20 protein-coding genes are annotated in these 20,816 nt (G+C 70.0%); 17 read left to right on the forward strand and 3 right to left on the reverse strand.

The genetic code is table 11. From position 1 onward, the window contains the following. Positions 1-665 precede the first annotated feature (665 nt). The 15 genes from BpN12_RS01135 (at position 666) to BpN12_RS01205 (ending at position 14,861) form a co-directional block, all read left to right on the forward strand. Positions 666-1,760: a helix-turn-helix transcriptional regulator gene (locus BpN12_RS01135; protein WP_246793456.1), complete on the forward strand. Its 1,095-nt coding sequence runs from the start codon at positions 666-668 to the stop codon at positions 1,758-1,760. Positions 1,761-2,066: 306 nt separating this feature from the next. After that, on the forward strand, positions 2,067-3,656 hold the full coding sequence (locus BpN12_RS01140; protein ID WP_246793457.1) for an amino acid adenylation domain-containing protein: 1,590 nt from the start codon (positions 2,067-2,069) through the stop codon (positions 3,654-3,656). Beyond that, positions 3,653-3,913, forward strand: a complete 261-nt coding sequence (locus BpN12_RS01145; RefSeq protein WP_042626999.1) for an acyl carrier protein — start codon at positions 3,653-3,655, stop codon at positions 3,911-3,913. Before BpN12_RS01140 ends, BpN12_RS01145 begins: the two co-directional genes overlap by 4 nt. A 135-nt stretch (positions 3,914-4,048) precedes the next feature. Continuing rightward, positions 4,049-4,957 (forward strand): chlorinating enzyme, encoded by a 909-nt coding sequence (locus tag BpN12_RS01150; protein WP_246793458.1) that lies wholly within the window; start codon positions 4,049-4,051, stop codon positions 4,955-4,957. A 3-nt stretch (positions 4,958-4,960) separates the two neighbouring features. Further along, complete coding sequence (locus tag BpN12_RS01155) at positions 4,961-5,758, forward strand: thioesterase II family protein (RefSeq protein ID WP_246793459.1); 798 nt, start codon at positions 4,961-4,963, stop codon at positions 5,756-5,758. A gap of 7 nt (positions 5,759-5,765) precedes the next feature. Continuing rightward, positions 5,766-6,449 (forward strand): RraA family protein, encoded by a 684-nt coding sequence (locus BpN12_RS01160; protein WP_246793460.1) that lies wholly within the window; start codon positions 5,766-5,768, stop codon positions 6,447-6,449. Positions 6,450-6,463: 14 nt separating this feature from the next. After that, complete coding sequence (locus BpN12_RS01165) at positions 6,464-7,414, forward strand: branched-chain amino acid transaminase (protein WP_198255757.1); 951 nt, start codon at positions 6,464-6,466, stop codon at positions 7,412-7,414. Then, entirely contained in the window at positions 7,411-8,238 is an 828-nt protein-coding gene (locus BpN12_RS01170) for a thioesterase II family protein (protein ID WP_246793461.1), read from the forward strand. The genes BpN12_RS01165 and BpN12_RS01170 overlap by 4 nt, the downstream gene beginning before the upstream one ends. Further along, the gene (locus tag BpN12_RS01175) at positions 8,235-9,164 is read left to right on the forward strand and encodes an acetaldehyde dehydrogenase (acetylating) (protein WP_246793462.1); all 930 of its coding nucleotides are present in this window, start codon (positions 8,235-8,237) and stop codon (positions 9,162-9,164) included. Before BpN12_RS01170 ends, BpN12_RS01175 begins: the two co-directional genes overlap by 4 nt. Next, positions 9,161-10,207 carry a 4-hydroxy-2-oxovalerate aldolase gene (dmpG, locus tag BpN12_RS01180; protein WP_246793463.1) on the forward strand — a complete coding sequence of 349 codons (1,047 nt, stop codon included), beginning with the start codon at positions 9,161-9,163 and terminating at the stop codon, positions 10,205-10,207. Before BpN12_RS01175 ends, dmpG begins: the two co-directional genes overlap by 4 nt. Before the next feature lie 55 nt (positions 10,208-10,262). Beyond that, positions 10,263-10,664: a cupin domain-containing protein gene (locus BpN12_RS01185; RefSeq protein WP_246793464.1), complete on the forward strand. Its 402-nt coding sequence runs from the start codon at positions 10,263-10,265 to the stop codon at positions 10,662-10,664. A 99-nt stretch (positions 10,665-10,763) separates the two neighbouring features. After that, positions 10,764-11,342: a LysE family translocator gene (locus BpN12_RS01190; RefSeq protein WP_425306320.1), complete on the forward strand. Its 579-nt coding sequence runs from the start codon at positions 10,764-10,766 to the stop codon at positions 11,340-11,342. Positions 11,343-11,388: 46 nt separating this feature from the next. Further along, positions 11,389-12,102 (forward strand): flavin reductase family protein, encoded by a 714-nt coding sequence (locus tag BpN12_RS01195; RefSeq protein WP_246793466.1) that lies wholly within the window; start codon positions 11,389-11,391, stop codon positions 12,100-12,102. A 322-nt stretch (positions 12,103-12,424) separates the two neighbouring features. Beyond that, positions 12,425-13,774 (forward strand): LLM class flavin-dependent oxidoreductase, encoded by a 1,350-nt coding sequence (locus BpN12_RS01200; protein WP_246793467.1) that lies wholly within the window; start codon positions 12,425-12,427, stop codon positions 13,772-13,774. 154 nt (positions 13,775-13,928) lie between these two features. Continuing rightward, positions 13,929-14,861 carry an NAD(P)-dependent oxidoreductase gene (locus BpN12_RS01205; protein ID WP_280529136.1) on the forward strand — a complete coding sequence of 311 codons (933 nt, stop codon included), beginning with the start codon at positions 13,929-13,931 and terminating at the stop codon, positions 14,859-14,861. 131 nt (positions 14,862-14,992) lie between these two features. On the opposite strand, the gene BpN12_RS01210 is transcribed toward BpN12_RS01205, so the two are convergent. Continuing rightward, positions 14,993-15,685 (reverse strand): HAD family hydrolase, encoded by a 693-nt coding sequence (locus BpN12_RS01210; protein ID WP_246793469.1) that lies wholly within the window; start codon positions 15,683-15,685, stop codon positions 14,993-14,995. Positions 15,686-15,983: 298 nt separating this feature from the next. Between BpN12_RS01210 and BpN12_RS01215 the strand changes: the two genes are divergently transcribed. After that, entirely contained in the window at positions 15,984-16,931 is a 948-nt protein-coding gene (locus BpN12_RS01215) for a dihydrodipicolinate synthase family protein (RefSeq protein WP_246793470.1), read from the forward strand. A gap of 178 nt (positions 16,932-17,109) precedes the next feature. On the opposite strand, the gene BpN12_RS01220 is transcribed toward BpN12_RS01215, so the two are convergent. Together BpN12_RS01220 and BpN12_RS01225 are read right to left on the reverse strand one after the other, a co-directional pair. Next, complete coding sequence (locus BpN12_RS01220) at positions 17,110-17,787, reverse strand: GntR family transcriptional regulator (RefSeq protein WP_246793471.1); 678 nt, start codon at positions 17,785-17,787, stop codon at positions 17,110-17,112. 132 nt (positions 17,788-17,919) lie between these two features. Continuing rightward, on the reverse strand, positions 17,920-18,648 hold the full coding sequence (locus BpN12_RS01225; protein WP_246793472.1) for a TetR/AcrR family transcriptional regulator: 729 nt from the start codon (positions 18,646-18,648) through the stop codon (positions 17,920-17,922). A gap of 53 nt (positions 18,649-18,701) precedes the next feature. Here BpN12_RS01225 and shc point away from each other — a divergent pair, with 53 nt between their 5' ends. After that, positions 18,702-20,729, forward strand: coding sequence for a squalene--hopene cyclase (gene shc / locus BpN12_RS01230; protein WP_246793473.1), 2,028 nt, complete (start codon positions 18,702-18,704; stop codon positions 20,727-20,729). The last annotated feature ends 87 nt before the right edge of the window (positions 20,730-20,816 follow it).

Below are 20,816 nucleotides of genomic sequence, written 5' to 3' on the forward strand. Positions count from 1 at the left end.
AAGGAATGGCGGGGCGGGAGGGCGCACGGCGCGGGCAAGCGCGGGTGCGGCCGCTCCCGCACCCGCCGTCATCGTCTCCGCAATCCGGCCCGAGTCCAGGAGAGGCTTCGGGCCGCACGAGCGAACCGGCACCGTCCGCCGCGGCCAGGCCTGCCGTAGCGGGGTCGCGTGCCGTGCGCGACGCTGCGCCGCCGCGCTGCGTTCGCGACCCCGGTGCGGGGCCTCCCGGCTCCGCGCACATCGGGCGGCCGCGCCGCGTCCATCGACGCGGCGCGGCCGCGTCGTCACGTGCCGCCGCCCTTGCCGGCCGCGCACGTTCGTCCGTCTGTCACTTCGGCTTCCACCGCCCGGCCGTGCCGGCTGCTGCGTGCCCGCTTCGGCGGCGCGCCGCGTCCGGCCATGTTGGCTCCGGGCCGGGCCTGTTTCTCGTCGCTCGAGATCACCGGCGCGCGGCGGCGCATCCGCCGCGCGCTCGATCCCACCGATGGCCGTCGGTGCGCGTGGCGCGGAGCGAGGCATGCCAATCCAGTCGATCGTCCCAGTCGTTCATTGCGTTCACGTCCCGTGCGCAATCCGTTCCTGTCGCCGTGCCGGTTCGATTGGCGAGCGCGGCGGCCGGACGGACCGCCATCGCCTCCACTCACTCGACACGTGGTCCGGCGCACATGGCTCGACACTCCGTTCCCCCTTCCCGTCCTATCCCCGAATTCGGTTACGACGACCTCCTGCAAGTCCGCCACGGCGTGACGGGCGGCAAGCAGATCTCGCTCGTGGCGCGCGGCAGCCCCCGGCACGGCTTCGTGCTGGAGCGGCACCGGCGCGCGCCCGGCGAGTCCCACTCGATCCAGCGCATCGACGCACGCGATCGCGCGGCGCTGGCCGAGTTCGTCGCGCAGGATCCCTACGCGGCGCAGCTCGGCGACGAATACCGCGCGGTGCTCGATGCGCTGGCGGCGGCCGGCACGCCCGGCGTTCAAGGTCCGCAAGGCACGCCCGGCGCCCCCGGTGCTCCCGCCCCGGCCGCCGCGCGCGCGCCGGAGCGGCTGCCCGCCTACGCGTCCGAATGCGAGAGCGATGCCGAGCTGATCACGCTGATGCGGCGCATCACGGGCGCCTGCGGCGCCGTGCAGTGCTTCTTCCACTGGTTCGTCTACGACGAGCGCAGCGGCGAGGTCGCCGCGCATCACCTGCTGATCGGCGGCGATCCGGCCTGGGCGCAGCAGTACGTGGAGCGCCACTGGTACCTGAACGATCCCGCCGTCGCGCACGCGCACGACGACACGCGGCCGCTGCGCGGCTCGTCGCTGGTGATGCCGCCCGGCCACTGGCTGAACCGGCACGGCCCGCTGCACGGCATGCGCAGCCACCAGTTCCACCCGGCGCACCGGCGAGACGTGGCGACCATCGGCGTGCTGCACGTCAGCACGGCGGCCGAGCCGCCCGGCGGCGAGGAAGTGCTGTGGGCGCACCGCCGCCCGCTGCGCGGCCTCGCCAACGAGCTGCTCGAATGGCAGGTGCTGCGGCGCCGCCGCGAGCTGGCCGCCACGCTCTCGCTGGAGGCGCGCGAGCTGCAGGCGCTGCGGCTGGTGGCGCGCGGCGGCAGCGCGCGCCACGTCGCCGCGGAACTCGGCATCGCCGAACGCGCGGCCTACCAGCTGTTCACCGCGATCAACCGCAAGCTGGACAGCGAACACATCAAGGTCAGCGCGAACAAGGCGCGCCAGCTCGGGCTGCTCGGCGACGGTTATATCCAGGAATGATGAAAAATTCCATGCATATGCAGGAAACGATCTAAGTCATTCCCCGTCGCTATCCCGTTAATGTGCATCTCAGGAATTGAGCAGAAGAAACACGAATGAGAGAGAGGGACGCAGCCCGCGGGCACGCCGCATCCGATGCGGCGTCGCACCAACGGCCGTCCGACCAAACCGAGGGGCCGAACCCGGCCGAGCGTATCGCGCATGCCTGCCTGCATGCACCACGCGATGCGCCCAAGGGATCGGTGCGCCATGTCGCCCGCCTTGCAGAAGGTGCCCATAGAGACACATCGCAGGAGGGTCATCGAGATGTCCGGACACATCGTTCAAGCCATCCAGACGCACGCGCAGGCCACGCCGTATCGCGCGGCGCTGTCCGATTCACGCGGCGATTTCAGCTACGCCGACCTCGACGTCTTCAGCACGCGTTTCGCGCTGCGCCTGCAGTCGTATGGCTGCGCGCCGGGCGACCGGGTGGTGATGGTGGCGAGCCGCTGCGCGCTGATGGTCGCGACCATGGTCGGCACCTTCAAGGCGGGCTGCATCCACGTGCCGCTCGACCCGAAGATGCCGATCGAGCGGCTGCGCTACATCCTCACCGACATCGCGCCGGCGCTCGTGATCGCCGACGACGAGATCGCCGAACTGGTGGCCGGGGCGCTGCCCGAAGCGGCGCCGGTGCTGCGCGTGAGCGACGTCGAGCGGCTCCACGACGACGACGATTCGGCGCTGCGCGACGCCTGCGTGCGCGCGCTGCCGCTGCCCGATCTCGACCCCTCGGCCACCGCCTACTGCATCTACACCTCGGGTTCGACCGGGCGCCCCAAGGGCGTGCTGATCGCCCATCGCGGCATCGCCGATTTCTTCGACGGCACACGCCGCGTCTACGAGGTGACGGCGCAGTCGCGCTGCGCGAGCTTCTCGCCGCTGCACTTCGACGTGTTCCTGATGGACATGCTGTTCCCGCTCTCGCAGGGCGCGCATCTGTACGTCCACGACGACGTGGTGGTGCCCGACATCATGCTCGACGCGCTCTGCGCGCACGACGTCACGCACTTTTCCGCGTGGGGGATGATGCTGGGCCTGCTCGCCCAGGCCGAGCACTTCGCCACGGCGCCGCTGCCGCATCTGAAGCAGATCCTGACCGGCACCGACGTGCCCGACATCAAGACGGTCCAGCGCTGGATGCGCAAGACCCCCGGCGTGCAGGTGATCAACGCCTACGGGCCGACCGAGGCGACCTGCGCGTCCACTGCGCACGTGATCCGCGAGATCGAGCCGGAGCGCCGCACGCTCTATCCGATCGGCGTGCCGTTCGAGCACGTGAAGGTGCTGCTGGTGGGCGACGACGGCCGCGCGATCGACACGCCCGACACGCCCGGCGAGCTGATGGTGGGCGGCACCCAGGTGATGCAGGGCTACTGGCACCTGCCCGAGGAAACGGCCGCGCGGCTCACCCACGTGGGCGGCGTGCCGTTCTATCGCACCGGTGACCTGTGCCGCTGGCTCGACGACGGCAGCCTGTTCTACATGGGCCGCCGCGACAACGAGGTCAAGCTCGGCGGCTACCGGATCCATCTGAACGAGGTACGGCGCGTGATCGACAGCGTGCCGCACGTCCACGGCTCGGAAATCGTCGTGCTCGACACGCGCTTCGGCGAGAAGGTGCTCGCGGCCGGCGTGCTGTTCGAACAGGCGCAGGCGGTGGATACCGAGTCGCAGCTCGCCGCGATCCGGCAGCGGCTCGCGGGCGAGCTGCCCGCCTACATGGTGCCGCGCTATCTGACGGTGTTGGACGAGTTTCCGGTGTTGTCGTCGGGAAAGACGGATCGCAAGGCGCTTCTGTCGATTTTGCAGCAACGCATCAATACAAGCCACCAGGAGGAAGTCAATTCATGAAAACCGAAGCCATCTTGATTCAGGTTCTGGAAGACGTGATCGGCGTGAAGAACGTGACGCCCGAAACGCGTTTTCCGGATATCGGCGGCAACTCGCTGAATCTCGTCGAAGTATTGAAGCAGATGAAGGCGAAGGTGGGCATCACGCCGCCGCCGCGTCAGTTCTTCGACCGCACGCGTTCGAGCGTCGCCGAGCTGGCGGCGGCCACCGACGCGCTGCGCGAGGCGAGTCGCAACACGGCCGACGCGGCGAGCTGACCGTCGGCGGGCGCGAGCCCGCTGCCCGGTCGATCCCGAGATTCGTCCGCCCCCGGCGCCGCGCGAGCGGTGGAACCCCGCAGTACCCGTCGTTACCCCGCGCATGGTCTTCCATGCAAATTTAGGAGAACTGAGATGCAGAAGCGTTTTCACCTGTCCGAGGACGAGAAGAAGTTCTTTTACGAGAACGGCTATGCCGGCCCGTTCACGCTGTACGAACCGGAAGAGATGACGCGCGTCTGGGAGGAGGTCCGCATGGATCTGCTCGACGCCACCAACGCGCCGTTCCCGGACAGCAAGCTCAACTACGACCGCCATCTCGACCTGACGAACCTGAGCCGGATGAGCAGCCATCCGGCGATCGTCGACCGGATCTCGAGCATCCTCGGGCCGGACGTGCTGAGCTGGCGCACCGAGTGGTTCCCGAAGTATCCGGGCGACGAAGGCACCGACTGGCACCAGGCGGAAAGCTTCGTCGAGTTCGAGGGCACCGAGAAGCTCGAACCGACCGCGGCCGAGGAAGGCCGCCCGTGGGAGCTGACTGCCTGGGTCGCGATGAGCGAGGCCACCAAGGCCAACGGCTGCCTGAAGCTGATGCCCGGCAGCCACCGCACCTGGTACTTCGACGAGAAGCGCAACATCCCGTTCGAGCCGGAGAACTTCAACCAGCGCGTGCTCGACGACGGCCAGAAGTCCGGCTTCTACGGCTACGACTACGAGAAGCTCAAGCTCGATCCGAAGTGGAAGCCCGACGAGGACCGCGCCGTCCACATGGAAGTGAAGCCGGGCCAGTTCTTCATCTTCACGTCGCGCTGCATGCACGGCTCGAACCCGAACTCGACCAAGGATTCGGTGCGCTTCGGCTGGGCCACGCGCTACGTGCCGACGCACGTGAAGGTGTACGCGGGCCAGGAGTCGTTCCACCACTTCGGCGAAGTGCTGCCGCTCGACCGCTACTCGACGGTGCTGGTGGCCGGTGAGGATCGCTACGGCCACAACCGCGTCTCGCAACCGCTGGCCGCCAAGGCCACGGCGACGGCCTGAGCGATGACCGGCGCCGATCTGGAGACGCGCGAATCCGACTGGCTCCTGTTCGGCGCCGGCGGTCCAAGGTCCGACGCGCGCGTGCGGCTCGTCTGCTTCCACTACGCGGGCACCGGCGCATCGATGTTCGCGCCGTGGGCCGCGGAGCTGCCCGGCGAGGTGGAACTGCTCGCCGTGCAGCTGCCGGGCCGCGAGAACCGGCTCGACGAACCGCTGCTGCATGCCATGGACGAGATCGGGGCGCCGGTGGCCGAGGCGCTCGCGCCCTGGCTCGACCGGCCCTACGTGATGTTCGGGCACAGCTCCGGGGCGCGGATCGCGTTCGACGTGGCGCGCCGGCTGCGCCGCGCCGGCTTCGCGCTGCCGCGCGTGCTGATCGTCTCGGCGCAGTACGCGCCCGACGTGGTGCCGGAGGTGATCCGCTACACGCTCGACGACGCGCAGTTCGTGGAAGTGCTGCGCGCCTGCGAGGGCACGCCCGACACGATCCTCGACGATCCGGTGCTGCTCGACCTGCTGCTGCCGAGGATCCGCGCCGACGGCCAGGTGTTCGAGACCTACCGCTACGAGGCCGAGCCGCCGCTCGACTGCCCGATCGTGGTGTTCCAGGGCACCGCCGACGCGATGGTCGACGACGCGGGGGCCGCGGGCTGGGCGCGCCATACGCGCGGCGGGTTCCGGCTGCGCAACTTCGAGGGCGGCCACTTCTTCATCCACGAGAAGCAGGCCGACGTGCTCGACGAGATCAACCGGGAGCTGGCCGTGCTGCTCGGCGAGCCGGATTCCACCCTGACTGGATGACAAGACAATGGCCCAATGGAATACGGATGAGGAACTGTTCGCGCTGATGCGCGAGGAGCTGGCGACGTGCCCCGTCAGCGACGTGCTCGAACAGCTCGGTTTCGCCGCGCCGATGCTGCCGCCCGCGATCCGGCCGCTGCGCGCCGAGATGGTGATGATCGGCCGCGCGATGCCGGTGCAGGACGATCCGCCGGTGCCGCACGGCGGCCTCAGGCGCTACGACGCGAAGCCGTTCGGCTTGCTGTTCGAATCGATCGAGGCGCTGCGTCCGGGCGAGGTGTACATCGCCAGCGGCGGCCCGGTGGGCGCCGCGCGGATCGGCGACTTGCTGGCCTCGCGCGTGAAGAAGATCGGCGCGGCCGGCGTGGTGCTCAACGCCCACGTGCGCGACGCCAACGCGATCGGCGAACTGGGGCTGCCGGTGTTCGCGCACGGCACCCATGCCTACGGGCTGCAGGGGCGCCACAACGTGGTGGATTTCCGCTGCTCGATCCGCATCGGCGAGGTGCGGGTGCGGCCCGGCGACCTCGTGTTCGGCGACAACGACGGGGTGTGCGTGATTCCACGCGAAGTGGAGCACGAGGTGATCACGCGCGCGATCGCCAAGAACCGGCTCGAGCGCAAGGTGCGCGATGCCGTGGCGGCGGGGCGCAGCGTGGTGGATGCCTTCAACGAATACAGCGTGATGTGAGGAGACGAGCGGCGATGAACGCGAAATACATCTGGAAGAACGGCGAGCTGCTGCCGTGGGAGCGGGCGCAGGTGCACGTGATGAGCCACGCGCTGCACTACGGCACGAGCGTGTTCGAAGGCATCCGCGCCTACGAGATCGGCGACAAGGCGGCGATCCTCTGCGGTCGCGAACACTACGAGCGGCTGCTGTTCAGCTGCAAGGTGGCGCGCATTCCGTCGCCGCTCACGGTCGGGCAGTGGATGGAGGTGAGCGCCGAGACGCTGCGCGCGAACGGCCATCGCGCGGCCTATATCCGGCCGCTCGTCTATCGCGGCGCGGGCGATTCGCTCGGCCTCGACGCGCGCTCGCATCCGGCCGAGGCGCTGCTGGCCACCACGAAGTGGGGCGCCTACCTGGGCGAGGCCGCGCTGACCGGCGGGGTGGACGTGCAGGTCAGCAGCTGGCGGCGCCATGGCCCCGGCGCGGCCAGCACCATGGCCAAGATCGGCGGCCAGTACATCAACGGCCAGGCGATCGCGATGGAGGCGCGCGAGAACGGCCTGAGCGAGGGCATCGCGCTCGACGGGCACGGCTTCATCAGCGAGGGCAGCGGCGAGAACGTGTTCCTCGTGCATCGCAACGAGATCTTCACGCCGTCGGTGGGCAGCAGCATCCTGAGCGGCATCACGCGGCAGTGCGTGATGCGCATCGCGCGCGACCTCGGCTACACCGTCACCGAGACCAGCCTGCCGCGCGAGATGCTGTACCTCGCCGACGAGATCTTCTTCACCGGCACGGCCGTGGAGATCTGCCCGGTGCGCTCGATCGACCGCATGCCGGTGGGCAACGGCGCGCGCGGGCCGGTCACCAAGGCGATCCAGGACCGCTACTTCGGCATCGTGCGCGGCACTCACGCCGACAAGTGGAACTGGCTCACCACGGTGCCGGTGGCGGTGCCGTCGCGCGACGAGGTGCGGGCATGAGCGCGCAAGTGGACGAATCCCCCTGGCTGATCGTGCATCCGGCGGCGAGCGGCCAGCCGGCGCGGCTGCGCCTGTTCTGCTTCCACTACGCCGGCGCCACGGCCTCGATCTTCCGCTCGTGGCGCGGCGGCCTGCCCGACTGGGTCGAACTGGTGGCCGTGCAGCTGCCGGGGCGCGAGTACCGGCTCGGCGAGCCGCTGTTCGAGAGCGCGACGCCGATCGTCGAGGCGCTGGCCGAGTGCGTGCCCGACTGGCTCGACCTGCCGTTCGTGTTCTTCGGCCACAGCATGGGCGCGCTGATCGCGTTCGACCTGGCCCGCCTGCTGCGCGCGCGCGGCCACGCCGAGCCGGCCCTGTTCGTCGCGTCGGGGCGCAACGCGCCGCGCTACCTGTGGCGCGACGCCGGCATCCAGGCGCTGCCCGACGAGGTGTTCCTCGCCACCGTGCGCGACTACAACGGCACGCCCGAGGAACTGATCAACGAGCCGTCGATGCGCGACCTGTGGATGCCGCGGCTGCGCGCGGACCTGACCATCTCGGCGCTCTACCACTACACCGAGGAGGCGCCGCTCGCGTGCCCGCTGCTGGTGCTGCGCGGCACCCACGACGGGCTAGTCAGCGACGAGGGCGTGGAAGGCTGGCGCGCCGAGACCACCGGCCCGATCCATTACGTGCGCTTTCCCGGCAACCATTTTTTCCTGCACAGCGAGGAGCCGGACGTGCTGGCCGAACTGCGCCGCGCGCTGGCGCAGGTGTCGGCGGACCAGTCCGTGCAGCACGGCCACACGGCCGCCCGCCAACAGATCGAGGAGAACGGCAGATGAAGAACCGATCCACCCGTGCCGAGCGCCAGGTCCGCGCCGCCGGCACCGCACGCACCCGTGTCGCCATCCTCGGCTCGGGCAGCATCGGCATCGACCTGATGTTCAAGGTGAAGGCGTGCGAGCAGTTCGATCTCGCGTTCGTGGTCGGGCGCAACGCGGACAGCGACGGGCTGCGGCTCGCGCGCGAATGCCATGTGGCAACCTCGAGCGACGGGCTCGATTTCCTGCGGGCCAACGCCGACGCCTACGACCTCGTGTTCGACGCCACCTCGGCGGCCGCGCACACGCAGCACAACCGCTTCTTCGCCGAGGCCGGCAAGTTCGCGATCGACCTGACGCCGGCCAAGGTCGGCCGGCTCTGCGTGCCCTGCATCAACCTGCCCGACACGCACGCGGTGCAGAACGTCAACCTGATCACCTGCGGCGGCCAGGCGAGCCTGCCGCTCGCCTACGCGCTGCGCCAGGCCGTCGACGAGATCGACTACCTGGAAGTGGTCTCGGCGATCGCCTCGCGCAGCGCCGGCATGGCCACCCGCGAGAACATCAACGAATACCAGACCACCACCGAATACGCGCTGGCGAAGTTCAGCGGCGCGAAGCGCACCAAGGCGATCCTCAACATCAATCCGGCCGAGCCCGGCATCCAGATGCAGACCACGCTGTACGCGCACGCGCGCTACCGCGACTTCGGCCGGGTGCGCTCGCGCATCGAGGCGATGGCCGAGCAGGTGCGCGAGTACGTGCCCGGTTATCAGCTGGTGGTGCAGCCGCTCGAAAGCCAGGGGCGCATCACCGTGAGCCTGACCGTGCGCGGGCGCGGCGACTACCTGCCCGAGTACGCGGGCAACCTCGACATCATCAACTGCGCGGCGCTCGCGGTAGCCACGCACCGCCATGCAACCCTTCGCTCAGGAGCCACGCAATGAACCTCATCAGTGATGCGACGCTGCGGGACGGCAATCACGCGATCCGCCACCAGTTGACCAGCGCCCAGATCGCCGACTACGCGCGCGCCGCCAACGCGGCCGGCATCGACATCGTGGAAGTGGGCCACGGCAACGGCCTGGGCGGCTCGTCGTGCCTGCTCGGCCAGACCCCGATCGACGACCGCGCCATGCTCGAGACCGCGCGCGCCGCGCTCACCACCAGCCGGCTCGGCGTGCACTTCATCCCGGGCCTCGGCAAGTCGGCCGACATCGAGCTGGCGATCGAGACCGGCGTGGACGTGGTGCGCGTGGCCACCCACTGCACCGAGGCCAACGTCTCGCGGCGCTTCATCGACCAGACACGCCAGGCCGGCCGCACCGCGTTCGGCGTGCTGATGATGTCGCACATGGCGCCGGCCGACGTGCTGCTCGCGCAGGCGCGGCTGATGCAGGGCTACGGCGCGCAGGCGGTGATCCTGATGGACAGCGCCGGCTATTCGACGCCTTCGCTGGTGCGCGAGAAGGTGCGGCTGCTGGTGGGCGAGCTGGAGGTGGCGGTGGGCTTCCACGCCCACAACAACCTCGGCCTCGCGGTGGCCAACAGCCTGGTCGCGCTGGAGGAGGGCGCCACCATCGTCGATGCCTGCGTGAAGGGCTTCGGCGCCGGCGCCGGCAACACGCAGCTCGAAACGCTGGTGGCCGCGATGGAACGCGAGGGGCACGCGGCCAACACCAGCTTCGAGCGCGTGACGCTGCTCGCGCGCGAGTCCGACGCGTTCCTGAGCCCGAAGACGCCGCACATCCCGGCCGCCAACATCGCCAGCGGCCTCTACGGTCTCTTTTCCGGCTACGTGCCGCACATCCAGAAGGCCGCGCTCGAGTTCGGCGTGAACGAGTTCGAGCTGTACCGGCGGCTCGCGGAACGCAAGCTGGTGGCCGGGCAGGAAGACATCATCACCGAGGAGGCGAGCCGGCTCGCGCGCGCGCGTGACGCGCAGCAGGCCGCGCGGCGCCAGGAAACCGCGCGCGAGCTGTCCGCCTGAGCGGCGCGGCGCCGGCATTCGACAAGCGATCCACCCCAACCGGGAGAGAGACGACATGGCAGGGCTCAACGAACACGGCCACGGCACGTGGGACGGCATCGAGCGCGAGGTGCTGACGCCGCGCATCGAGCGGCAGGTGGTGAACGGCGACGCGCTGATGATGGCGAAGCTGTTCATGAAGAAGGGGGCGTTCGTCGCGACGCATTCGCATCCGAACGAGCAGTTCACGGTGATCCTGTCGGGCCGCCTGCTGTTCCGCTACGGCGAGCGGCTCGAACACGAGGCCGAGGTCGGCCCGGGCGGCATCCTGCATCTGCCCGCGAACCTGCCGCACAACGCGCTGTGCCTCGAGGATGCCGTCGATCTCGACATCTTCACGCCGCCGCGCTCGGACTGGCTCGAACCGGACGGCAACCGTTATTTCGAACGCGAACCGGCCGAGCCGGCGCGCGGCTGACGCGGCGGTGCCGCTCCCGTTATTTCAACCCTTCAACCCGTTATCTGATCCTGATCCGATCGAGGAGGCATCGTGCCGCTCCAGGATGCGTTGTTACGGATGCTGATGTACGTCTCGCTGGTGCTCGTCGTGCCCGGCCCCACCAATACGCTGCTGCTGTCGTCGGGCCTGAAGGTCGGGCTGCGCGGGACCTGGCCGCTCGTGATCGCCGAGGCGCTCGGCTACCTGGCGGCGGTGTCGGTGTGGGGGCTGTTCCTCTGCACGTTCGCGGCGACGCGGCCGTGGCTCTACGACATCGTCAAGCTCGCGAGCTCGGCCTATATCTTCTACCTCGCGCTGAAGATGTGGACCCGCAGCCGCGTGCTGGCGGAAGTGGCCGACGTGAGGCCGATCAGCTTTCGCGACCAGTTCGTCGCCACGCTGATGAACCCGAAGGCGCTGCTGTTCGCGAGCACGCTGTTTCCGGTCGAGGCGTTCCGCTCGGTCCACGTCTACCTGACCGCGTTCGCGCTGTTCCTGATCGTGCTCGCGCCGATCGGCGTCGGCTGGTCGTGCCTCGGCGGGCTGATCACGTCGCGGCGCGCCTGGGCCGAACGCACTTCGACGCTGCTGCGCGGCGCCTCGCTGGTGCTGCTGATGTTCTCCGGCACGCTGATGTACTCGGTGCTCAAGAGCTGAGCGGCGCGGCGCCGCTTCCAACCAACCGACACGACGAGGAGACACGATGGCCAGCCCATGGAGCAACGCAAAAACCGACGGCGCGATACGCGCCGCACTCGAGGCGGCCGTGGCCGCGCCGGCGCCGGGACGCGCGCGGCCCGGCGCGGTGGGGGCGGCCGATGCGGCCAAGGTCGCGCATGCCGCCCACGCCAACCACGCTGCGAACGGCGCGGCCGCGCGGCAGGCCCCGGCGCCGGAGCCGTCCGGCACGGGGCGCGACGCGCGGGACGAGGCCGAACTCGCGCGCCAGTTCCGGCATGCGATGCGCCGGCTCACCGCCGCGGTGTCGATCGTGGCGACGCGCGAGCACGGCGCGCGCTACGGCATGACGGCCACCGCGCTCAGCACGCTCAGCACCGAGCCGCCCGCGATCGTGGTCTGCATCAATCGCAACGCGAGCGTCTACCTGCCGCTCGCGCGCACGCGGCGCTTCTCGGTGAACCTGCTGCAGGCGCGCCAGGCCGACCTGATCGCGCCGTTCAGCGGCAAGCTCGACCATGCGGCGCGCTTCGCGTTCGGCGCGTGGCGCGAGGCGCGCGGGCTGCCGGTGTTGAGCGGCGCGCAGGCCACGCTGCTGTGCCGGGTGGACGTGATGTACGGCTACGGCAGCCACGATCTCGTGATCGGGCGCGTCGACGCGGTGACGGCCGCCGAATCGGTCGCGCCGCTGTTGTGGCAGAACGGCGGGCCGGCCGCCGCGAGCGGGCTCGGCGCATGAGCGCGGTGCATCTGGCGCCGCTCGTGCGGCCGGGCGCGGCCGTGGCACGCCGCGCGCGGGCCGCTGCATGCGCGGGTTCAGGTGCGAAGGCACGCGCGAAGGCAAGCGCGGCCCCCGGGCGCGTCGCGCGGCGTCCGACCCGCCCGAGCAGGCCCGCGCGGCAAGGCATGGCCGCCGCGCGGGCCGGGGCCGCGAGCCCGCCTTCCCGGCGTGCCCCGCCGCCGCGCGGCGCCGCCGCCGGATCGAACCCTCTCCCGCGCGGCGCCGGCAGGCATCCGGGCGCCCCGCGCGGGTCTTTCCCACTTTGCGAGGAAGCTTCGTCATGCAAAAGAAACGCATCAATTTCGGCGTGCTGATCCAGGGGCCGGGCGCGAACATGAACGCCTGGAAGCATCCGAGCGTGCCGCCCGACGCGAGCGTCAACTTCGAGTTCTACGCCGAGCGCACGCGCACGGCCGAGGCGGCCGGCATCGCGTTCGCGTTCATCGCCGACGGCCTGTTCATCACCGAGAAATCGGCGCCGCACTTCCTGAACCGCTTCGAGCCGATCGCGCTGCTGTCCGCGCTCGCCGCGCTGACCACGAAGATCGGGCTGGTCGGCACGGTGTCGTCGCCCTATGCCGAGCCGTTCAACGTGGCGCGCCAGTTCGCCTCGCTCGACCTGATCAGCCGCGGCCGCGCGGGCTGGAACGTGGTGACGTCCTCGCTCGAGGGCACCGCGCGCAACTACGGCCGCGAGCATCCCGACCACGCCGCGCGCTACGAGATCGCCACCGAGCACATCGACGTGGTGCAGGGCCTGTGGGACAGCTGGGACGACGACGCGCTGGTGCGCGACCGCGCCACCGGCCGCTTCTTCGATCCGGCCGGGCTGCACCGGCTCGATCATCGCGGCCGCTACTACTCGGTGGACGGCCCGCTCAACATCCGCCGCTCGCCGCAGGGCCAGCCGGTGATCTTCCAGGCCGGCTCGTCGGGCGACGGCGTCGAGTTCGCCGGGCGCTATGCCGACGCGGTGTTCTCGAACGGCGGCACCTTCGACGACGCGCGCACCTTCTACCGCCGCGTCAAGGAAGCCGCCGCGCAGGCCGGCCGCGATCCGGAGCACGTGAAGGTGTTTCCCGGCATCGGGCCGATCGTCGGCGCGACCGACGCCGAGGCCGACGAGCGCTATCGCCAGGTGCGCGACCTGCTCTCGCCGAAGGAGGCGCTGGCCTATCTCGGGCACTTCTTCCAGCAGCACGATTTCAGCGTCTATCCGCTCGACGGGCCGTTCCCCGAGATCGGCGAACTCGGCAACGACGGGTTCCGCTCGACCACCGACAACATCAAGCGGCTCGCGCGCGAGCGCAAGCTGACGCTGCGCGAGGTGGCCTACGAAGTGGCCACGCGGCGCTCGAACATCGGCACCTCGGAAGCGTTCATCGGCACGCCGGAGCGCGTGGCCGACGAGATGATCCGCTGGGTCGAGGAGGGCGCGGCCGACGGCTTCATGCTCGGGCTGCCGGTGGTGGGTTTCGGGCTCGACGACATGATCCGCCACGTGCTGCCGGTGCTGACCGCGCGCGGCTACTTCGACCCGGTGCTGCGCGGCGCGACGCTGCGCGACCACCTCGGGCTGCCGTACCGCGAGAGCCGCTACGCGGCGGCCGCACAGGTGGCGGCGATTTAGATACACTGGGCGGCGCGCGCGGCCGATCGCCGCCGCCCGGACCGGGTCCGCCACGGGCGGCCGTGCGATCGCAGGCTCGACAGCATCGGGCCGGCGCATCGCCCGGCCGCCCGCCGTTTGCCGTTGCGCGTCATCGTGAGCGGAACCCGCAACCATCCCCACCTGGCCATCGCCACGAGCGATGGTGAAGATACGGAGACACTCAATGAAAGTCGGATTCATCGGCATCGGCGTGATGGGGCAACCCATGGCGCTCAACCTCGCGCGCGCGGGCACCGCGCTGGTCGTCTGGAATCGTTCCCCGGAACGCTGCGCGGCGCTGGCCGAGGCCGGCGCGCAAGTCGCCGGATCGGTCGACGAGGTCTATCGCGACACACGCACCGTGATCCTGATGATGGCGACCGACGAGGCGCTCGACGCCGTGCTCGGCCGCGGCACGCCCGATTTCGCGCGGCGCGTGGCGGACCACCTGATCGTCCACATGGGCACCGTGTCGGCCGAATATTCGCGCGGCCTCGACGCCGATATCCGCGCGGCCGGCGGCCGTTACGTGGAGGCGCCCGTGTCGGGCTCGCGCAAGCCGGCCGAGGCCGGGCAACTGGTGGCGATGCTGGCCGGCGAGCCGGCCGACGTCGAGGCAGTGCGCCCGCTGCTCAAGCCGATGTGCCATGAATCCGTGGTCTGCGGGCCGGTGCCCACGGGGCTGCTGATGAAGCTGTCGGTCAACACGTTCCTGATCCCGATGGTGACCGCGGTGGCCGAGGCCTCGCACCTCGCGCGCTTCTACGGGCTCGACATGAAGCAGTTCCAGACCGTGCTCGACGCCGGGCCGATGGCGAGCGCCGTCTCGCGCGTGAAGATCGACAAGCTGGTGCGCGAGGATTTCGAGGTGCAGGCGTCGATCGCCGACGTGCTGAAGAACAACCGGCTCGCCGCCGAGGCCGCGCGCAACGCGAACCTCGCCTCGCCGCTGCTCGACACCTGTTTCGAGCTGTATACCGAGACGCTGAAGCTCGGGCACGGCGGCGAGGACATGGCCGCCGTGGTGCGCGCGATCGAGGCGCGCACGGACGCCCGGCGCGCCTGAGGCCCGACGCGGCGCGCGTTGTGGACGAGGCGGCGCGGGTGATGCGCCGCATCGTCAGCGTGCCGCGTCGTAGCGCCGGTGCGATCCCGACGCCTTGATCGACTCAGCCGCCTTCATCGAAAGGACCGGCCTCAGCGCGCCGCCGCGTCGGCCGCTTCCCAGGCCGCGTCGAGCGCGGCCCTGTCCGCATACACCGGCACCGAATCCGGAAACGGGTTCGGCTCGCCCGGCGCCACGATGCCCGCGAACGGCATGCCCAGTTCGCGCGCCGCGTCGAACTCCGTCCACGAATCGCCGATCGCCAGCACCTCGGCCGGCTGCCAGCCGCCCAGGCGCAGCACGTCGGCGAAGGCGACCGGCTTGGTGGTCGGCGAGCCCGCGATGGTGCGGAAGTAGCGCGCGAAGTCGCGCCGCTGCGTGATGTGGCGCAGGTCGTCGTCGGTGGTGCCGGAGATCAGGTGCAGCGACAGCCGGCCCTGCATCCGTTCGAGGAACGCGCGCGCGCCGGGCAGCTCGGGACAGGCGTCGATGCGCGGCATCAACAGCTCGCTGTAGCGCCGCGCGAGCGTGGCCACCACCTCGGGATCGGGCTCGCGGCCGAAGATCGCGCTTTCGTAGTGGGCGAACTTCGCGACGCGGCCGACGCCGCCGTGATGCGTCAGGTGCGCGAGCATTTTGGCGCGCTGCGCCGGCATCAGCGGCCTGCCGTAGTCCTCGTAGCACTCGAGGAACAGGTTCACCTTCATCCAGACCGAATCGAGGATCACGCCGTCGAAATCGAAGGCGATCGCGCGGATCGTGGTGAACGGGATCGGGTGCGGCATCGTCGGGCTCCGGAGGCGGCAGTAAGGCGGGAAGGCGGGAAGGCGACGCGCGAGCGGCGGCGGCCCGCGCGCAAAGCGAAGACTTTACCCGAACTCGCGCGGCGGCGAAGGCGCGGCGGGCAGGCATGCCGGGCGATGTCCGGGCCGATGTCCAGCCGATTCGCATCAGGGGCTTCTCAGCTTTTTTGACATTGTATAAAATATACGTACATCGAATTCAGTCGCCCGGAGCGCGGTTCGTCCCAGGCTGGTTTCGTGTGATGTTCAATCCGTCCGACCGAACTTTCAGGAACCTGTAATGACCACCAACGTTTTCGAAGGGACCATTCCGGCCCTCATGACCCCCTGCAAGCAGGACCGCACGCCCGACTTCGACGCGTTGGTCAGGAAGGGCCGCGAACTCATCGACCTCGGCATGCGCGCCGTGGTGTATTGCGGCTCGATGGGCGACTGGCCGCTCCTGACCGAGGCGCAGCGCCAGGAAGGCGTGGCGCGCCTGGTGGCCGCCGGCGTGCCGACCATCGTCGGTACGGGTGCCGTGAACACGAAGGAAGCCGTGTCGCACGCCGCTCACGCCGCGAAGGTGGGGGCGCACGGCCTGATGGTGATTCCGCGCGTGCTGTCGCGCGGCTCCTCGCCGGCGGCCCAGAAGGCCCACTTCTCGGCGATCCTGGCAGCCGCGCCGGCGCTGCCGGCGGTGATCTACAACAGCCCGTACTACGGCTTCGCCACGCGCGCCGACCTGTTCTTCGCGCTGCGCCAGCAGTTCCCGAATCTGGTCGGCTTCAAGGAGTTCGGCGGCGCGGCCGACATGCGCTACGCGGCCGAGCACATCACCTCGCAGGACGACAACGTGATCCTGATGGCCGGCGTCGACACGCAGGTGTTCCACGGCTTCGTCAATTGCGGCGCGACGGGCGCGATCACCGGCATCGGCAACGCGCTGCCGCGCGAGGTCCTGCAACTGGTGGCGCTCAGCAAGCGGGCAGCGGCCGGCGATGCGCTCGCGCGCCGTCAGGCGAAGGAGCTCGAAGCGGCGCTGAACGTGCTGTCGTCGTTCGACGAGGGCACCGACCTGGTGCTGTACTACAAGTACCTGATGGTGCTGAACGGCGACACCGAGTACACGCTGCACTTCAACGAAACCGACGTGCTCAGCGATGCGCAGCGCAACTACGCCGAGAAGCAGTACGCGCTGTTCCGCGAGTGGTATCGCTCGTGGTCGGCCGATCTCGAACGCGCCTGACGCGCGGGGTGGGCAGCGCGACCGTCGCCCGGCGGCCGCGCAATGTGAAGGCGATGAGGTAGATGAAGGTGAGCGACGCGGCCCGAACGCAGGGCCGCCGCCGTGAGCCGGCGGACCGGACGAGCGGGGCGGCGAACGCCTGCCCCGCCTTCGCCCCGCGTCCCGATGCCGGCGCCGTTCAGGCGCCGCGCCGTGATTCCAGAAAACGTTTCAGTTCGTCGCCGACGTGCTCGATATGCGCCTTCAGCAAGGCCGCGGCACGCTCGGCATCGCGCTGCCGGCAGAGCTCGACGAGTTCGGCATGTTCGCGTTCGGCGCGATCCGCGCCTTGCGCGGTCAGCGAAAGCTGCACGCGCGTGTGGCGATCGGTTTGCTGCAGCAGCGAATGGACGATGCCGGCCGTCCTCGGCTGGTTCGCGCGCGACAGCAGCAGCTGGTGCAGCTGCGTGTTCAGTTCGCCCCAGCGCGCCGGCGCGTTCGCGTGCAGCTCGTCGCTGAACGCGTCGAGCACCTGCTGGATCGCGGCGAAATCGTCGGCGACCAGGTGGGGTACCGACTTGCGCAGCAGCATCGGCTCGAGCAGCGCGCGCAGTTCGAACAGTTCGGTGATCTCGTCGATCGAGAACTCGGCGACGATCGCGCCCTTGTGCGGCAGGATCCGGACGAGGCCTTCGCTTTCGAGCTGGACCAGCGCCTCGCGCAGCGGAATGCGGCTGATGCCGAATTCGGCGGCGAGCGCGTCCTGCTTGAGCTGGGTGCCTTCGGCGATGTCTCCGGCGAGAATCCTGCGCCTCAGTTCGTCAGCCGCCGCCTCCGCCCGCGTCATATGACCCAGTCCGGGCCGCTTGTTTTGCATTGTCGATTAGTGGAAGGTCGATCACGATGCGGGCGCCCGGGCGGGTGCCCGCATATTTTCTACAATATTAGCGCACGCGGCAGGCGGCCCGGGAGGCGGGGCAGGCGCCCCGCCGTGATCCTTTCCCCGCGATCATTGCCCCGCCGTCATCCCCTCGAGCTGCCGCACGATCTCGTCGCGCAGCGCCGGCGAGAGGTTCTGGTAGCCGAGCAGCTCGGAAATCCACAGCCCGTCGGCGGCGAGCCGGCAGATCATCAGCGTGGCCGCCTGTTCGAGCGGCAGCGGATCGGGACGCGACAGCTCGCGCATCGGCGCGGCCCAGCGCTCGCGCGCGTCGGGGTCGGTCATCATCGACGACACCAGCACGCGCAGCAGGTTCGTGCTCGCGGCCGGCGTGGTCTCGTTCATCGCCGCGTGCAGGTAGGCGCGCGCGTTCGCGCCGCCCGGATGCGGATCGGCGGCGATCGAGGTCTTCATCTGGGCTTCGAAGCGTTCGAGGGTCTGCGCGAACAGCGCGTCGAACAGCGCCTGCTTGCTGCGGAAATGGTACTGGAGGCCACCCTTGCTGACGCCGGCGCGCTCGGCCACGGCCTCGAGCGTGACGGCCTGCACGCCGTGCTCGGTGGCGATGTCGGCGGCGGCCCGCAGCAATTCCGAGCGGACGTGGGCCGGCGCCTTCTTGCGGCGGCTGCCGCGCGTGTCGTCGGCGGGGTGGGCGGAATCGGAGGGAGAAGCGGCGCCGGCGGCAGCGGACGCGCCGGCGCGCTCGGGCGCGGGATCCGGCGCGGACTGCTGGGGGGCGGGCGCGGCGTCCGCCGGGGCGGGCGGCATGCCGGGCGCGGGAGGCCGGGTGTCGTTCATGCGCGCATCTTACCATCGACGTTTCTGCACGCAGAACAATCCGGCCGGATGGTATGATCCGGCCGATGAAAAATTCCGATCTTCCCCTCCCGTCCCTGCTCGACGCCGCGATCCTGCGCGGCCGCGATGCGCTCGCGCAGCGCCAGAGCGCCGACGGCAGCTGGTGCTTCGAGCTCGAATCCGACGCCACCATCACCGCCGAATACATCCTGATGATGCATTTCATGGGGAAGATCGACGAGGCGCGGCAGGCACGCATGGCGCGCTACCTGCGCGAGATCCAGCGGCTCGCCACGCACGGCGCGTGGGACCTGTACGTGGACGGCGCGCCCGACGTGTCGTGCAGCGTGAAGGCCTATTTCGCGCTGAAGGCGGCCGGCGACAGCGAGGACGCGCCGCACATGGCGCGCGCGCGAGAGACGATCCTCTCGCTCGGCGGCGCGGCGAAGTCGAACGTGTTCACGCGGATCCTGCTCGCCACCTTCGGCCAGGTGCCGTGGCGCGCCACGCCGTTCATGCCGGTGGAGTTCGTGCTGTTCCCGAAGTGGGTGCCGATCTCGATGTACAAGATCGCCTACTGGGCGCGCACGACCATGGTGCCGCTGCTGGTGCTCTGTTCGCTGAAGGCGCGCGCGAAGAACCCGCACGGCGTGTCGATCCGCGAGCTGTTCGTGACTGCGCCCGAAGCGGAGCGTCGCTACTTCGCGCGCGGTGGTTTCGTGCGCAACCTGTTCCTGACCATCGACCGCGTGCTGCGCCCCGTCGATGCGCTGATCCCGGCGGCGCTGCGCCGCCGCGCGATCCGCCATGCCGAGGCGTGGTGCGCCGAGCGCATGAACGGCGAGGACGGCATGGGCGGGATCTTCCCGCCGATCGTCTACAGCTACCAGATGATGGACGTGCTCGGCTATCCCGAGGACCACCCGCTGCGCCACGACTGCGAGAACGCGCTCGAGAAGCTGCTGGTCGAGCGGCCCGACGGCAGCGTCTATTGCCAGCCGTGCCTGTCGCCGGTGTGGGACACGGCGTGGAGCACGATGGCGCTCGAACAGGCGCGCGCGGTGCCCGACACGCGCGGCGATCCTCAGGTCTCCGAAGCGGAGCTGCAGCAGCGCATCGCGGCATCCTACGAATGGCTCGCCGGCAAGCAGGTGACGCAGGTGCGCGGCGACTGGATCGAGAACGCGCCGGCCGACACGCCGGCGGGCGGCTGGGCGTTCCAGTACGAGAATCCGTATTACCCCGACATCGACGACAGCGCCGTGGTGGCCGCGATGCTGCACCAGCGCGGCCGGCTGCTCGCGCGCACCACCGGCACCGATCCGTATGCGCAGGTGGTCGCGCGCGGGCTCGACTGGATGCGCGGGCTGCAATCGCGCAACGGCGGCTTCGGCGCGTTCGACGCCGATTGCGACCGGCTCTACCTGAACCTGATCCCGTTCGCCGATCACGGCGCGCTGCTCGACCCGCCCACCGAGGACGTGTCGGGGCGCGTGCTGCTCTGCTTCGGCGTGACCGGCCGCGACGAGGACAAGCCGGCGCTCGCGCGCGCGATCGACTACGTGAAGCGCACCCAGCGCGCCGACGGCTGCTGGTGGGGCCGCTGGGGCACCAACTACATCTATGGCACCTGGAGCGTGCTGGCCGGCCTCGCGCTGGCCGGCGAGAGCGCCTCGCAGCCCTACATCGCGCGCGCGATCGCGTGGCTGCGCGCCTGCCAGAACGCCGACGGCGGCTGGGGCGAAACCAACGACAGCTACCTCGATCCGGCGCTGGCCGGCGCCAATGGCGGCGAGAGCGCGTCGAACTTCACGGCCTGGGCGCTGCTCGCGCAGATGGCATTCGGCGACTGGGAGTCGGAATCGGTGCAGCGCGGCATACGCTATCTGCTGTCGGTGCAGCAGGGCGACGGCTTCTGGTGGCACCGTTCGCACAACGCGCCGGGCTTTCCGCGCATCTATTACCTCAAATATCACGGCTACACGGCGTACTTCCCGCTGTGGGCGCTGGCGCGCTACCGGCGGCTCTCGCAGGCGGTGGAGCACGGCGTGACCGAAGGCGCGGCGCTGGCCGTGAACTGACGCGGACGCGGCGGCCGGTGCGCCGCCGCATCCGCATCCGTATCTGCATCCACATTCCCCGCCGTTCATGCCGTTCGCCGGCCAGGT

Origin of the sequence: Burkholderia perseverans (assembly GCF_022870505.1) — a bacterium.
Taxonomy (GTDB): domain Bacteria; phylum Pseudomonadota; class Gammaproteobacteria; order Burkholderiales; family Burkholderiaceae; genus Burkholderia; species Burkholderia plantarii.

Bases quoted from the DNA above. Each gene is read 5' to 3' on its own strand.
- BpN12_RS01175 (WP_246793462.1), top strand. From the start codon at position 8,235: ATGAAGAACCGATCCACCCGTGCCGAGCGCCAGGTCCGCGCCGCCGGC.
- BpN12_RS01200 (WP_246793467.1), top strand. From the start codon at position 12,425: ATGCAAAAGAAACGCATCAATTTCGGCGTGCTGATCCAGGGGCCGGGC.
- BpN12_RS01225 (WP_246793472.1), bottom strand. From the start codon at position 18,648: ATGAACGACACCCGGCCTCCCGCGCCCGGCATGCCGCCCGCCCCGGCG.
- BpN12_RS01170 (WP_246793461.1), top strand. From the start codon at position 7,411: ATGAGCGCGCAAGTGGACGAATCCCCCTGGCTGATCGTGCATCCGGCG.
- BpN12_RS01135 (WP_246793456.1), top strand. From the start codon at position 666: ATGGCTCGACACTCCGTTCCCCCTTCCCGTCCTATCCCCGAATTCGGT.
- BpN12_RS01220 (WP_246793471.1), bottom strand. From the start codon at position 17,787: ATGCAAAACAAGCGGCCCGGACTGGGTCATATGACGCGGGCGGAGGCG.
- BpN12_RS01150 (WP_246793458.1), top strand. From the start codon at position 4,049: ATGCAGAAGCGTTTTCACCTGTCCGAGGACGAGAAGAAGTTCTTTTAC.
- BpN12_RS01145 (WP_042626999.1), top strand. From the start codon at position 3,653: ATGAAAACCGAAGCCATCTTGATTCAGGTTCTGGAAGACGTGATCGGC.
- BpN12_RS01140 (WP_246793457.1), top strand. From the start codon at position 2,067: ATGTCCGGACACATCGTTCAAGCCATCCAGACGCACGCGCAGGCCACG.
- BpN12_RS01215 (WP_246793470.1), top strand. From the start codon at position 15,984: ATGACCACCAACGTTTTCGAAGGGACCATTCCGGCCCTCATGACCCCC.
- BpN12_RS01195 (WP_246793466.1), top strand. From the start codon at position 11,389: ATGGCCAGCCCATGGAGCAACGCAAAAACCGACGGCGCGATACGCGCC.
- dmpG (WP_246793463.1), top strand. From the start codon at position 9,161: ATGAACCTCATCAGTGATGCGACGCTGCGGGACGGCAATCACGCGATC.
- shc (WP_246793473.1), top strand. From the start codon at position 18,702: ATGATCCGGCCGATGAAAAATTCCGATCTTCCCCTCCCGTCCCTGCTC.
- BpN12_RS01190 (WP_425306320.1), top strand. From the start codon at position 10,764: ATGCTGATGTACGTCTCGCTGGTGCTCGTCGTGCCCGGCCCCACCAAT.
- BpN12_RS01160 (WP_246793460.1), top strand. From the start codon at position 5,766: ATGGCCCAATGGAATACGGATGAGGAACTGTTCGCGCTGATGCGCGAG.
- BpN12_RS01185 (WP_246793464.1), top strand. From the start codon at position 10,263: ATGGCAGGGCTCAACGAACACGGCCACGGCACGTGGGACGGCATCGAG.
- BpN12_RS01165 (WP_198255757.1), top strand. From the start codon at position 6,464: ATGAACGCGAAATACATCTGGAAGAACGGCGAGCTGCTGCCGTGGGAG.
- BpN12_RS01155 (WP_246793459.1), top strand. From the start codon at position 4,961: ATGACCGGCGCCGATCTGGAGACGCGCGAATCCGACTGGCTCCTGTTC.
- BpN12_RS01210 (WP_246793469.1), bottom strand. From the start codon at position 15,685: ATGCCGCACCCGATCCCGTTCACCACGATCCGCGCGATCGCCTTCGAT.